General features: G+C 65.3%; 12 protein-coding genes. 7 read left to right on the top strand and 5 right to left on the bottom strand.

Going from position 1 to position 12032, the window contains the following annotated elements; translation table 11 throughout:
* Positions 1-14 precede the first annotated feature (14 nt).
* Positions 15-593 carry a L,D-transpeptidase gene (locus tag AC0WRY_RS06910; RefSeq protein ID WP_194406276.1) on the top strand — a complete coding sequence of 193 codons (579 nt, stop codon included), beginning with the start codon at positions 15-17 and terminating at the stop codon, positions 591-593.
* A 209-nt stretch (positions 594-802) separates the two neighbouring features.
* Positions 803-1618 carry a DUF2927 domain-containing protein gene (locus AC0WRY_RS06905; RefSeq protein WP_194406275.1) on the top strand — a complete coding sequence of 272 codons (816 nt, stop codon included), beginning with the start codon at positions 803-805 and terminating at the stop codon, positions 1616-1618.
* 45 nt (positions 1619-1663) lie between these two features.
* On the opposite strand, the gene AC0WRY_RS06900 is transcribed toward AC0WRY_RS06905, so the two are convergent.
* Together AC0WRY_RS06900 and AC0WRY_RS06895 are read right to left on the bottom strand one after the other, a co-directional pair.
* Positions 1664-2482, bottom strand: a complete 819-nt coding sequence (locus AC0WRY_RS06900) for a class I SAM-dependent methyltransferase (protein WP_194406274.1) — start codon at positions 2480-2482, stop codon at positions 1664-1666.
* A gap of 106 nt (positions 2483-2588) precedes the next feature.
* Complete coding sequence (locus AC0WRY_RS06895) at positions 2589-3713, bottom strand: threonine synthase (RefSeq protein ID WP_194406273.1); 1125 nt, start codon at positions 3711-3713, stop codon at positions 2589-2591.
* A gap of 322 nt (positions 3714-4035) precedes the next feature.
* Between AC0WRY_RS06895 and AC0WRY_RS06890 the strand changes: the two genes are divergently transcribed.
* From AC0WRY_RS06890 to AC0WRY_RS06875, 4 genes are all read left to right on the top strand, one after another.
* Positions 4036-5292 (top strand): GTP cyclohydrolase II, encoded by a 1257-nt coding sequence (locus AC0WRY_RS06890; protein ID WP_194406272.1) that lies wholly within the window; start codon positions 4036-4038, stop codon positions 5290-5292.
* Between the two features lie 7 nt (positions 5293-5299).
* Positions 5300-6538, top strand: coding sequence for a URC4/urg3 family protein (locus AC0WRY_RS06885; protein WP_194406271.1), 1239 nt, complete (start codon positions 5300-5302; stop codon positions 6536-6538).
* Positions 6539-6697: 159 nt separating this feature from the next.
* Positions 6698-7327, top strand: a complete 630-nt coding sequence (upp, locus tag AC0WRY_RS06880; protein ID WP_194406270.1) for a uracil phosphoribosyltransferase — start codon at positions 6698-6700, stop codon at positions 7325-7327.
* Positions 7328-7395: 68 nt separating this feature from the next.
* Complete coding sequence (locus tag AC0WRY_RS06875; RefSeq protein WP_194406269.1) at positions 7396-7608, top strand: hypothetical protein; 213 nt, start codon at positions 7396-7398, stop codon at positions 7606-7608.
* Between the two features lie 12 nt (positions 7609-7620).
* On the opposite strand, the gene AC0WRY_RS06870 is transcribed toward AC0WRY_RS06875, so the two are convergent.
* From AC0WRY_RS06870 to AC0WRY_RS06860, 3 genes are all read right to left on the bottom strand, one after another.
* Complete coding sequence (locus AC0WRY_RS06870) at positions 7621-8112, bottom strand: DUF305 domain-containing protein (protein WP_194406268.1); 492 nt, start codon at positions 8110-8112, stop codon at positions 7621-7623.
* A 68-nt stretch (positions 8113-8180) separates the two neighbouring features.
* On the bottom strand, positions 8181-9293 hold the full coding sequence (locus AC0WRY_RS06865; RefSeq protein ID WP_194406267.1) for a M48 family metallopeptidase: 1113 nt from the start codon (positions 9291-9293) through the stop codon (positions 8181-8183).
* Between the two features lie 3 nt (positions 9294-9296).
* A complete protein-coding gene (locus AC0WRY_RS06860; protein WP_371746282.1) occupies positions 9297-10451 on the bottom strand; it encodes a DUF898 family protein in 1155 nt (384 codons plus the stop codon).
* A gap of 294 nt (positions 10452-10745) precedes the next feature.
* Between AC0WRY_RS06860 and AC0WRY_RS06855 the strand changes: the two genes are divergently transcribed.
* Positions 10746-12011, top strand: coding sequence for a cytochrome P450 (locus tag AC0WRY_RS06855; RefSeq protein WP_194406266.1), 1266 nt, complete (start codon positions 10746-10748; stop codon positions 12009-12011).
* Positions 12012-12032: the final 21 nt, after the last annotated feature.

Raw genomic sequence — 12032 nt, 5'->3', positions numbered from 1 at the left:
TGCTGGGGGAAACAATGATCCGGTTTTTTGCCGCGCCGATTGCCGCCATCGCATTGCTGTCGGCCGTTGCGGGCGGCGCGCTTGCCGAAGAGTTCGACTCGCGCGACATCATGGGCGGCGGCCCGAACTTCTTCCGTTCCGGCGCCAATCCCGTCCCCCGCACCACCGTCATGTATAACGGCAATTACGCCCCCGGCACGATCGTGGTGAACACCTCGGAGCGGCGGCTGTATCTGGTGCTCCAGAACGGCCAGGCGCTGCGCTACGGCATCGGCGTCGGCCGCGACGGCTTCCGCTGGGGCGGGGTGCACAGGATCACCGCCAAGAAGGAATGGCCGGACTGGACGCCGCCCTCGCAAATGCTGGCCCGCCGCCCCGATCTGCCGCGCCACATGAAGGGCGGCGTCGACAATCCGCTCGGCGCGCGCGCGATGTATCTCGGCTCGACGCTCTACCGCATCCACGGCTCCAACGAGCCGGAGACGATCGGTCAGGCAGTCTCCTCGGGCTGCTTCCGCATGACCAATGACGACGTCACGGACCTCTATAGCCGCGTTGCGGTCGGTACCACTGTGGTGGTGCTGAACAACTAGGGCGCGACTGCCGTAAGGTAGGCAAAGTCGGAGGATCGCGCGAAGGCGCGGTCCGCAGGCGTGCCCACGATCTTGAGATGGTGGGCACGCTCCGCTTTGCCTACCCTACGATACTGTCGCTCTCCTGCGACAGACAACGCAGGAACCCGCACGCCGCGTGAATCTGCGGCCTTGTGCGCGCCACGTGAATACGGCAGCGTCGCACGACGATGAGCGCATTGAATCCGTCCTCGACTGCCCTTCGCTCCGCCTTGCTGGCGCTCGCCGCGCTCACATGCGTGCCTGACACCGCACCCATCGCCGCCGCGGGCGAACTGCCCGCGATCTCCTCGCGCCAGCGCGCCGAGAAGAAGAGCTTTACCGACGGCGAGATCGTCGACGGCTTCCTGAAGACGGCGTTCGGCGCCGAATACCACCTTGCCGGCCGCGTCGACCGCATCCGCAAGTTCGACGGACCCGTGCGCGTGTACGCCGAGAGCGACCGCGCCGACCGCAAGGCGCAGCTCGCCAAGGTCGTGGCCGACATCGGCAAGCGCGTGCAGCATCTCGACATCGCCATGATCGACAGCAACGAGGCGGCGAATGTGCGCGTGAAGCTGGTGCGCGACCGCGATCTGTTCCGCACCATCTCGAGCTTCTATGGCGCGGAAAAAGCCCGCGAGATCCGCACCTCGCTCGACCCGCAATGCCTGTCCGGCTTCCGCAAGAACGACAATTTCGAGATCGAGCATTCCGACGTGATCCTCACCGTCGACAACGGCGATTTCACCTTCCTCGACTGCGCCTATGAGGAGCTCTTGCAATCGCTCGGGCCCATCAACGACACCGCGAGCGTGCCGTGGACCATGTTCAACGACAACGTCTCCATGGGCTATTTCGACGTCTACGACCAGTACATCCTCAACCTGCTGTACGATCCCCGCATCAGGGCCGGCATGACCGTCCAAGAGGTCAAGGCGGTACTGCCCGAAGTGCTCGCCGACGTGCGGGCGTGGGTGAAGCAGGTGAATGATTTGAAGGAGTGAAGGCCTTCCTTCTCCCCTTGTGGGAGAAGGAAGAAGCAGTGGCGATTATGCCTTCCTCGCCTTCGTCATCAGGAATTGCTGGCGCATCACGTTGTTGCTTCCGTCTAAATATTCGGAGATCAGCGCCTCGAGCTCACTGCGAAGACTCCGCAGTCTGTCCGGTTCGTCCTTGTACTGGGCGACGAGCTTGATCAAAGGCCCGATCGTGGTTTCCATGGTGCGGCGGAAATGCTGCGGGCTGAGCGCGGACGGCGTCATGATGTCCATCTCGAAGGAGATGTCCTTCGCCTTCCCTGCGAGACGTTCGGCGACGATCTTCGGATCGCCCCACGACACCGGCGATGCCACGCCCTCGGGCGGCGGCAGATGGCGGCCGATCAACGCGAACATCCGTCCGACATAGAGATGCGGCGGCCAGGTGGAGAAGGCGATGGTGCCGCCGGGCTTCAGCACGCGCAGCATCTCGCCGATGGCGACCTCCGGACGCGGCGCGAACATGTGGCCGAACTGGCTGAGCACCAGGTCGAACTCGTTGTCGCCATAGGGCAGGCTTTCGGCGTCGCCTTCGACGAAGTCGACATCGAGGTTCGCCAACTGCGCGTGCTCGCGGGCTCGTTCGATCAGGACCGGAGACAGGTCGAGACCTCTGACCTTCGCACCACGGCGCGCCGCCGTGATCGCAGCGACGCCGGTACCGCATCCGACGTCGAGCAGCGCTTGGCCGGTAGCGACCCCGGCGAAACTCACGAGCTTGGCGGCCGAGGGTGTCGTGAACACCTCCATCGGCGTGAACAGCGACCAGGCTTCCTTCTGGACTGCCTTGAAACCAGCAAACGGGTCCTGCAACGGGGCTTGCGCGGTCATGGAACTCTCCCTTCGCTCGACGTCAGTTTTCATGAGGCTGACGACGAATGCCAAAGGTTCAACGCGGGCTCACGACGGCCACGGCAGCTTCGCAATCCTGGCGGCCCTACTGCACGAGATCGGCCACCGTGGTCGCCGCCTTCAGGCCCGTGCCGGTGAGAACCGCGACCGTGGTCTCATTTGCCTTGATCGCACCGGTCGCGGAGAGCTTGTCCAGCGCCGCGGCCGCGCCGGCGCTGGTCGGCTCGGCGAACAGGCCCTGGCGCGCGAGACGGCGCAAGGCAGTGACGATCTCGTCCTCGGTGAGCGCGACCGTGCCGCCGCCGCTCTCGCGCAATGCGGCGATGATCTCGCGCAGGCGCAGCGGATGCTTGATCGCGGTGCCTTCGGCGATGGTCTTGCTCACCTCGCGCGCAACAGGCGTGTCGACGCCGGCCTGAAAACTCGCATCGATCGGCGAGCAGTTCAGCGGCTGCGCCGCGAACAGGCGCGGCAGCTTCGATATCTGTCCGGCTCTCAACAACTCGCGGAAGCCGAAGGCACAGCCGAGCAGGCTCGAGCCGGCGCCGACGGGAACGATGACGTTGTCGGGCGCGCGGAAGCCGAGGTCCTCCCAGATCTCGTAGGCCAGCGATTTTGTCCCCTCGAGGAAGAACGGCTGCCAATTGTGGCTGGCATAGAAGGTCTGGCTCGACTGCCGGATAGCCTCGGCCTCCGATTCCTCGCGCGGGCCCTCGACGAGCTGCACGGTGGCACCGTAAGCGCGCACCTGCGCGATCTTGGCCGGCGAGGTCGAGGCAGGCGCCAGGATCTTCACGCGCATGCCGCCGGCAGCACCGAGCCCCGCCATCGACGAGCCGCCATTGCCGGAGGAGTCTTCGAGAATGGCGTCGACACCGATCTGGCGCAGGAAGGACAGCATCACGGCCGAGCCGCGGTCCTTGAAGCTGCCGGTCGGGTTGAACCATTCGAGCTTGAACAACGGGCGCAGCTCGCCCCAGTCCTGCTGGAGCAGCGGCGTGCAGCCTTCGCCGAGCGTGATCGGATCCTTGATCTCCACCGGCAGCGCGGCCCGATAGCGCCAGAGCGAGCGCGTGCGCGCATCGATATCGTCGCGCGAGATCCCTGCCCCCGGCGTCACCAGCAGCGGCGTGCGCTCGTCCGAGCACCAGCGCGGCTGGTCGAGGGGATAGAGCTGTCCGTTGCGGGGATCGATGTAGCTGGCGGGCATGGGGGTCTCCGGGACAGGCCGATCCGGTCGATATGTCCGAATATGCAGGTTTTATCCAGTCACCTGTCCGGACAGCGGCGCCGCCGCCCACCCCTTCAAAAATCATAACAATTACATAGATATAGGGAACATTCTGGCATCGTCCCCCGATCGGGACAAGCTTGGGAATGGGCCGCGGCGGCCGCGCACGATTAACTTGTCTGTCGCGCGCCGGGGTTACAATATGTTGGATTGAGCTTGCGTCGCCGGCGTTTCGAAAGAGTGCCGCAAGCGAGCCAGGCCCGTCCGAGCGGCGGGCCGTTGGCGTTTTGGGAGCCTGGACATGAGCCGCGCGAACCGTACCGACCACATCCGCCTCACCTCGCATCCGGAGCCGGGCAAGAAGTCCGCTTTCCCGATCCATTGGGGCGCGGCCGATGCGCGCGCGCGCGGGCCGATCATCGGCACGGTGTCGCGCGCGGGCGACCGCAACGTGATCGGCAGCCATGGCGGCTCCTACGCGATGTACCGCGCGCTTGCGGTGTCCGCCGGCGCGCTCGACCCGATTCGCAGGCCCGACCTCACCAACACGTTTCCGGCCGCGACCATCGGCCCGTTCGAGCAGTGGACCGATCCCACCAAGATCGTCGCGCTCGATCCCTGGGGGCATCTGGTCGCCGAGAACTTTGGCAAGGACATCGCCGAGGGCGTCGACATCCGCCCGAGCATCGCGGTGACGCGGGCGCGGCTGGACCTGCCGGAGATCCGCGAGGCGCTGGCGGCAAAGCGGCTGCGCGCCGACGGCGAGGTCGTGCATGCCAATGGCAGCGTCTCCGTGGTGAAGATCGCGATCGATCCGGTCTGGTACCTGCCCGGCCTCGCGGCACGCTTCGGCGCCGGCGAGACCGAGCTGCGCCGCACGCTGTTCGAGCAGACCGCCGGCATGTTCCCCGAGCTGGTCACGCGTCCGGACATGAAGGTGTTTTTGCCGCCGATCGGCGGCACCACCGTCTACATGTTCGGGGATGTGACGAAGCTGCCTGATCATCGCACCAGGATCACCTGCCGCGTACATGACGAGTGCAACGGCTCCGACGTGTTCGGCTCCGATATCTGCACCTGCCGCCCCTATCTGATCCACGGCATCGAGGAATCCGCGCGCGGCGCGCAGGAAGGCGGGCTCGGGCTCGTGGTCTACAACCGGAAAGAGGGCCGCGCGCTCGGCGAGGTCACCAAATTCCTGGTCTACAATGCGCGCAAGCGCCAGGAGGACGGCGACGCGGCCGCGGCCTATTTCGAGCGCACCGAATGCGTCGCCGGCGTGCAGGATGCCCGCTTCCAGCAATTGATGCCGGATACGATCCACTGGCTCGGCCTCAAGCGGATCGACCGCTTCCTGTCGATGAGCGACATGAAATACGACGCACTGACTTCGCAGGGCATCGACATCGTCGAGCGCGTGCCGATCCCGCCGGAGCTGATCCCGGCCGACGCCTATGTCGAGATCGCCGCCAAGAAGGCCGCCGGCTATTACTCGACCGACATCGCGCCCGAGAAGGACGTCGACGGGGTGGTCGGCCGCTCGCTGGAAAAATACTGATCGCGCGATGGCGGACGCTTTGGAACAACAGGCCCGCTCCCTGCTCAGCGCAGGAGCGGTTCGCGCGCGGGCCGACAAGATGCTCGCACTCGGCCTTGCCGGCGGGTTGAGCCACTTCACTGTCGATCTCGACCGCATGGACGGCGTCGCCGAGGCCGTGCTTGCGGTCACGCGAAAAGCCTATCCGACGCTGGAGATTCCCTTCCATGCGCGCTGGCGGCATTTTGTGATCGGCGGCGTCGATCGCTGGGCGCGGCTTGCAGACGCGACATCATGGCCGGATCGCGCGGCACGGGCGCGCGCCGAGTTCGACCTCGCCATCGTCAGCGTGCTGCTCGATGCTGGCGCTGGCGCTGCGTGGCGATATCGGGACGCGGTGACGGGCGAAAGCATCGGTCGGTCCGAAGGACTTGCGATCGCGAGCCTCGACATGTTCGCGAGCGGGCTGTTCTCGGGCGATGCACGCGCGCCGTTCAGGGCCGATGCCGAGGTTCTGGCAGAATTGCCGCTCGCCGCGCTCACATCGGCGTTCCAGGTGAATGATGCCAATCCGCTGCTCGGACTTGAGGGGCGCACCGATCTGCTGCGGCGCCTGGGCAAACTGGTTGCCGGGCGTGCGGAGGTTTTCGGCCTGCGTGACACGCCGCGGCCGGGCGGCCTGTTCGAGCATATCGCGGCGCAGGCGAAGGGCGGGGCTGTCGCTGCGCCCGTCATCCTGTCGGCGGTGCTAAACCAGCTCGGACCGATCTGGCCCTCGCGGCTCGAGCTTGCCGGCATCCCGCTCGGCGATTGCTGGCGCCATCCCGCGCTCAAGACGGACGACGCAACGACAGGCCTCGTGCCGCTGCACAAGCTGTCGCAATGGCTGAGCTATTCGCTGATCGAGCCGCTGCAGCGCGCCGGCATCGATGTCACGGACATCGACGGCCTCACGGGCCTTGCCGAATATCGCAATGGCGGCCTGTTCGTCGATCACGAGGTGCTGCGCCTGCGCGATCCCGCCGATGGCGAGCGCGCGCATGCGGTGGATTCACAGCTGGTCGTGGAATGGCGCGCGCTGACGGTGGCGCTGCTGGACCGGCTCGCCGAACAGGTTCGTGTCAAGCTCGGCCGCACGCCTGAGACCTTGCCGCTCGCCAGCATTCTGGAAGGCGGCAGCTGGGCCGCGGGCCGCGCCATTGCCTTTGCGCGCCGCCCCGACGGCTCGCCGCCGCTCAAGGTGATCAGCGACGGCACGGTGTTCTAACCCTCTCCCCTTGTGGGAGAGGGTGGCTTCGCGAAAGCGAAGCCGGGTGAGGGGTTGTCTCCGCGGGCATATCTCTCGCTTGAGTTCGTTGAAGCAGACCCCTCATCCGGCGCTTCGCGCCACCTTCTCCCACAAAGGGAGAAGGAAGAAAGGCATCCCATGGAAGGCGTCACGATCGTCGATCATCCGCTGGTGCAGCACAAGCTGACGCTGGTGCGGGACAAGTCCATCTCGACAAAGTCGTTCCGCGAGCTGATCAAGGAGATCGGCATGCTACTCTGTTACGAGGTGACGCGCGATCTGCCGCTCGCCGACACCGTGATCGAGACGCCGCTGGCGACGATGCATTCGGCCAAGATCGCCGGCAAGAAGCTAGTGTTCGTGCCGATGCTGCGCGCCGGCACCACCTTCGTCGACGGCATGATGGATCTGGTGCCGACTGCGCGCGTCGCCCATATCGGGCTCTATCGCGAGCCGCACAGTTTTGCCGCCGTCGAATATTTCTTTAAATCGCCGTCCGATCTCAGCGAGCGACTCGCCATCGTGGTGACGCCTGTGGTCGCGACCGCCAACACGGCGGTGGCCGCCATCGACCGGCTGAAGGAGCGCGGCGCGAAGGACATCCGCCTCGCCTGCCTGATCGCGGCGCCGGACGGATTGGAACGGCTGCGCGGCTTGCACCCGGACGTGCCGATCTGGACCGCGGCGGTGGACGAAGGTCTCGACGACAACGGCTTCATCCTGCCCGGCCTCGGCGATGCCGGCGACCGCGCCTACGGGACGCGGTAGGTGAGGCGCGCGCTTTTAGGAACAGGCGCCATCGCACAAGGTTCTCCTGCTCTAACATGGAGAGCACGATGACCTATCCGAATGATGACCGCAGGACTGACCGTGCGCGCCGCAACAGCCCGGTGGGCTGGGCGATCGGCGCGATTTTCGTGATCGCCGTGGTGGCGGCCGTCTTCTTCTACAATGGGCGCGACATCGGCCCGCAGGCGACCTCGACCAGTCCGAACAATGCGCCGAGCGTCACCACCGGCTCGAACGCGCCGGCTGCGCCCGCGAAGTGAAGCGGTTCGCCGTCAGGTTGGCGGCCGCGGCGGCAAATCCTTCGCATCAGACGGCGCCGGGTGCGCCTTCAGGTCGGCGATCAGACGTTCCATCTCGCCGATCTCCCGCACCTGCGCCTCGATGATGTCGTCGGCCAATTTGCGGACGCGGGGATCCCGGATGTGTGCACGCTCGCTCGTGAGCACCGCGATCGAATGATGCGGGATCATCGCTTTCATGTAGGCGACGTCGGAGACGGTCTCCTGGCTGCGAACGAGCCAGAGAGAGGCTGCGAACACGGCGGCACCGGCCACCAATATGGCGATGTTCGCCGCGCGGTTCCGGTACATGCCCCACATGAAACCCAGCATCACGACAGCCATGACGGCACCCATCAGCAGCGCCATCCAGGTCCGGGTCTGGCTGTACCAGACATGGTCCAGGGCGAACGTGTTGAGATACATCAATCCGAACATGATCAGCGTGGAGACCGCGATCATCGCGGCGAAGCGACCATAAGACATGACTACATCCTGTCGTTGCTCGAGAGGATATGCCTGTTCAGGGCAATTGTTCCTTTTCCGCCGGCCCCTTACACCTTCCCGCTGCCGCAGATCAGCTTCAGCGACTGCCACTCCTTGTCCGTCAGCAGCGGCGGGCCGCCCACCGGGCGATCTTCCCGGGTCATGCGGGCGAGGCGGTCTTCGGTCAGCGGGTGGCTGGCGAGGATCGTCGTGAGCTTCGAGCCGCCTTCCTTGCCGGTGATGCGGAACATCAGCTCGAAAGCGGGCTTTGGCGAGCGGCCGAGCTTGTGCATGACCTCGATCGCGAACGTATCGGCGGCGGTCTCCGCCTCGCGCGAATAGGAGGCTTCGACAACGCTGCGAGAGGCGAAGATCACCGCGGATGAGCCGGTGACGTCGCCGAACAACAGGCCGATCAGGAACGAGGTGCCGCCGTTGTAGATCAGCCCGCGCATGCTGTCGTAATGCTTGAGGTGGCCGAGCTCGTGCGCGAGGATGCCGGCGAGCTCGTCGGGACTTTCGGCCTTGTCGAGCAGGCCCTTCAACACGAACACCTTGCCGCCCGGCAGTGCAAAGGCGTTCGGCACCGAGGTCGGCAGCACGCCCGCCATCATGGAATCGTCGTCGAGGCCGGCGGCATCGCGCAGGCGGTTGACGAGCTTGGTGAAGGCGGCCTTGCCCGCTGGATCTTCGCACACATTGCGGCCGAAGATGGTCTTCATCTGCACTTCGGCAGCGTCGCCGATGCGCCGTTCGACGGGTTTCGGCACCAGCGGCGCGAGACGGTCGGCGGCGAGCGGCACGCCGAACAGCACGACGCAGACGATGGAGATTGCGGCCGCCGCCGACCAGCCGACGATTTTTACGACACCGCGGCGCGAGGTCCGGTGCTCGTCGAGCCGCAGGCAACGTGCGGTCACGTCGGCCGCAAGCGCCGCGTCGCGGATTTCCAGCCGCGCCAATGGCGGTGCGGTGATGCTCGAAAGGCGCAGGATCCCTGGCGGACTGTCGGCGCGGCGGATATCGGCATAGGACCAACGAACCGGCGCCCCGCCCTCCTCCGCGATCTCGAGCGCATCAGCGAGCGTCAGCGTGACCTGCCGCCGGCGGCTTGAGGTGCCGTCGAAGAAGATGGTCGGCTTGGTGGACTGCGCCGGCGCGTAGGCAGATATGTCACTCACAGCTTAGAATCCCGCGACATCGAGCCCATCGGCAAAACCTTCGCCGAGCGCGCTGGCAAGCTGGCCGCTGCCGCGCACATCCGCCGCCGCCGCGATGTCGTGCACCTCGACGGTTTCCAGCACCTTGGCCCAGAGATCGCGCTGAAGATAGACGCGCATCACGATGTTGATCGCGAGCGCCAGGGCGAGATAGCCGATGACCATCATCACCACCATCGGGATGCTCGTGACGGCATTGTCGGAGCCGAGCATCTGCTCAGCCGGAACGCCGCTCAGCTGGACCAGCAACAGCGCGCCGCCGCCCATATAGGCCGAGAAGGCCATCGTGAGCAGCATCCACCAGCCGATCATCTTCCAGTACAGGCCGTAGAAGGCGTCATGAGGCAGGTTCGAGGACAGGCTGACGCCGCCGATGCGGATGCCGTTGAGCCACCAGCGCCATTCGCGCGCCTTGAACTCGGCATAGAAGAACGGCGCGAGCGGAAAGATGAAGAGCGCGATCGGGCTGAGCAGCCACAGCCACCAGGCACGCTTGAAGAAGGTCCAGCCGTCGCCCTCGAAATCGCCGCGGAGATCGCCATAATGGCTGTGCTGCATCTTGTAGCGCTCGAGCGCGGCCTCGCGCCACGGCAGCGCCAGGCCGAGCGTCAGCAACACCAGCAAGCCCCACGCCATGGCGCGGAACGAATAGGCCCAGCCGGAGCCGTCCATCCAGAATCGCACGCCGCGCCAGACCGTGCGCGTCAGCCGATAGCGCCGCGCGCGAAAGATCGCGAACTGGCCGAAGGCGTAGAAGCCGATGAACAGCGGTGTCGAGGCAAAGCCCTGCCAGCGCTCGAACTCGATACCAACAAGGAAGTAGGCGAGGTAGATCGGCACCAGGATCGCGAGCGCAAACAGGAAGCCGACCAGAAGCTCCTTGGCCCGGCCGGTATATTCGGCGGCATCGCCGTCGATCGCGGTGTTCGCCCACAAATGGCGCCGGATGTCGGTGACGAGCCAGAACCGGTAGAAGCCGAAGGTGACGAGCTCCAACATGGCACCCTTGGTGACCATTCTCCGGAACTCGGAGCGATTGCCGGAAAAATCGACGCGCGTGGGCGGCAGCGGCGGCGGAAGCGGCTCGGAGCCGATCGGGGTCCATTGCATGTCGTTCACGGCGGCAACCTCGGGGTGTCGGTCTGTTGCAATCAAACTATAGATCAGAGGCTTGGTCGACCCCCGGGCCGGCTGGGTTCGATTTACCTCGATTCCAGTCGGTTTCTGTCACGATTTCACGACAAGCGATGTGCGGGGGATCACGCTCGCGGACGGCCCGCAGCCCTCTCGCGAAAGTTGGATGTGGCAAAACTCTCCCTTGCTCCGGCGCAGACAACCGGCTGTAATTGCAAATCAAATACCGCAGCGCAGAATTCAACGAGAACGCGCGGTTCATGCCCAGGGAGAACGGTCATGCATGGGACCATCGAGAGCGCGGCCAAGCTCGACGCACTGCGCGAGCGCGCCAAGTCACTGCCGCTGGAGCAGTTCGATCCGGGTGACCCCGAGCTGTTCAGGACCGATACGTTCTGGCCGTATTTCGATCGGCTGCGCCGGGAAGACCCCGTGCATTATTGCAAGGACTCGATGTTCGGGCCGTATTGGTCGGTGACGCGCTACAACGACATCATGGAGATCGAGACCAACCACGCGGTGTTCTCCTCGGCCTCCTCGCTCGGCGGCATCACCATCCGCGATATCGACCCGGACCTGCGCCGCGAGAGCTTCATCTCGATGGACCCGCCGCGCCATGCGGCGCAGCGCAAGACCGTGGCGCCGATGTTCACGCCGACGCACCTGGACAATCTCGCGCTCAACATCCGCAAGCGCTCGGCCGAGTGCCTCGACAATCTGCCGCGCGGGAAGGTGTTCGACTGGGTCGACCGCGTCTCGATCGAGCTGACCACGCAGATGCTGGCGGTGCTGTTCGACTTCCCCTGGGAAGACCGCCGCAAGCTGACACGCTGGTCCGACATTGCCACCACGATTCCCGGGCCCGACGGCCTCGTCGCCACCGAGGACGAGCGGCAGGCCGAGCTGACGGAATGCGCGGCCTATTTCTCCCGCCTCTGGAAGGAGCGCATCGAGCAGCCGCCGAAGAGCGACCTGCTCTCGATGATGGCGCATGGCGCCGCGACGCGCGACATGGATGCCAAGAACTTCCTCGGCAATCTCGTGCTTTTGATCGTCGGCGGCAACGACACCACGCGCAACACCATGTCGGGCTCGCTGCACGCGCTGAGCCAGCATCCCGAGCAATATCGCAAGCTGCGCGAGAACCCCGCGCTGCTCGACAGTTTCGTCCCCGAAGTGATCCGCTGGCAGACGCCGCTGGCGCATATGCGCCGCACCGCGCTCTCTGATTTCGAGTTCCGCGGCAAGCAGATCAAGAAGGGTGACAAGGTCGTGATGTGGTACGTCTCGGGCAACCGCGACGAGGAGGCGATCGACAAGCCCTACGATTTCATCATCGACCGCGCCCGCCCGCGCACCCACCTGTCCTTCGGCTTCGGCATCCACCGCTGCGTGGGCTTGCGCCTTGCCGAACTCCAGCTCAAGATTATCTGGGAAGAGATCCTGAAGCGGTTCGACCATATCGATGTGGTGGGCGAGCCGAAGCGGGTGTACTCGAGTTTCGTGAAGGGTCTCGAAGAGCTGCCGGTGAAGATTGCGGCGTGAGTTACTTCGCCTTTCCCCGCA

This window comes from Bradyrhizobium sp. T-12 (assembly GCF_058314695.1).
Note: the sequence above shows the minus strand (reverse complement) of the source record. Positions and strands in the feature narration are given on the sequence as shown.

Excerpts from the sequence above, each read along its gene's own strand:
- AC0WRY_RS06900 (WP_194406274.1), bottom strand. The coding sequence starts at position 2,482 with ATGACCGCGCAAGCCCCGTTGCAGGACCCGTTTGCTGGTTTCAAGGCA.
- AC0WRY_RS06870 (WP_194406268.1), bottom strand. The coding sequence starts at position 8,112 with ATGTCTTATGGTCGCTTCGCCGCGATGATCGCGGTCTCCACGCTGATC.
- AC0WRY_RS06895 (WP_194406273.1), bottom strand. The coding sequence starts at position 3,713 with ATGCCCGCCAGCTACATCGATCCCCGCAACGGACAGCTCTATCCCCTC.
- AC0WRY_RS06855 (WP_194406266.1), top strand. The coding sequence starts at position 10,746 with ATGCATGGGACCATCGAGAGCGCGGCCAAGCTCGACGCACTGCGCGAG.
- AC0WRY_RS06905 (WP_194406275.1), top strand. The coding sequence starts at position 803 with ATGAGCGCATTGAATCCGTCCTCGACTGCCCTTCGCTCCGCCTTGCTG.
- upp (WP_194406270.1), top strand. The coding sequence starts at position 6,698 with ATGGAAGGCGTCACGATCGTCGATCATCCGCTGGTGCAGCACAAGCTG.
- AC0WRY_RS06875 (WP_194406269.1), top strand. The coding sequence starts at position 7,396 with ATGACCTATCCGAATGATGACCGCAGGACTGACCGTGCGCGCCGCAAC.
- AC0WRY_RS06910 (WP_194406276.1), top strand. The coding sequence starts at position 15 with ATGATCCGGTTTTTTGCCGCGCCGATTGCCGCCATCGCATTGCTGTCG.
- AC0WRY_RS06885 (WP_194406271.1), top strand. The coding sequence starts at position 5,300 with ATGGCGGACGCTTTGGAACAACAGGCCCGCTCCCTGCTCAGCGCAGGA.
- AC0WRY_RS06890 (WP_194406272.1), top strand. The coding sequence starts at position 4,036 with ATGAGCCGCGCGAACCGTACCGACCACATCCGCCTCACCTCGCATCCG.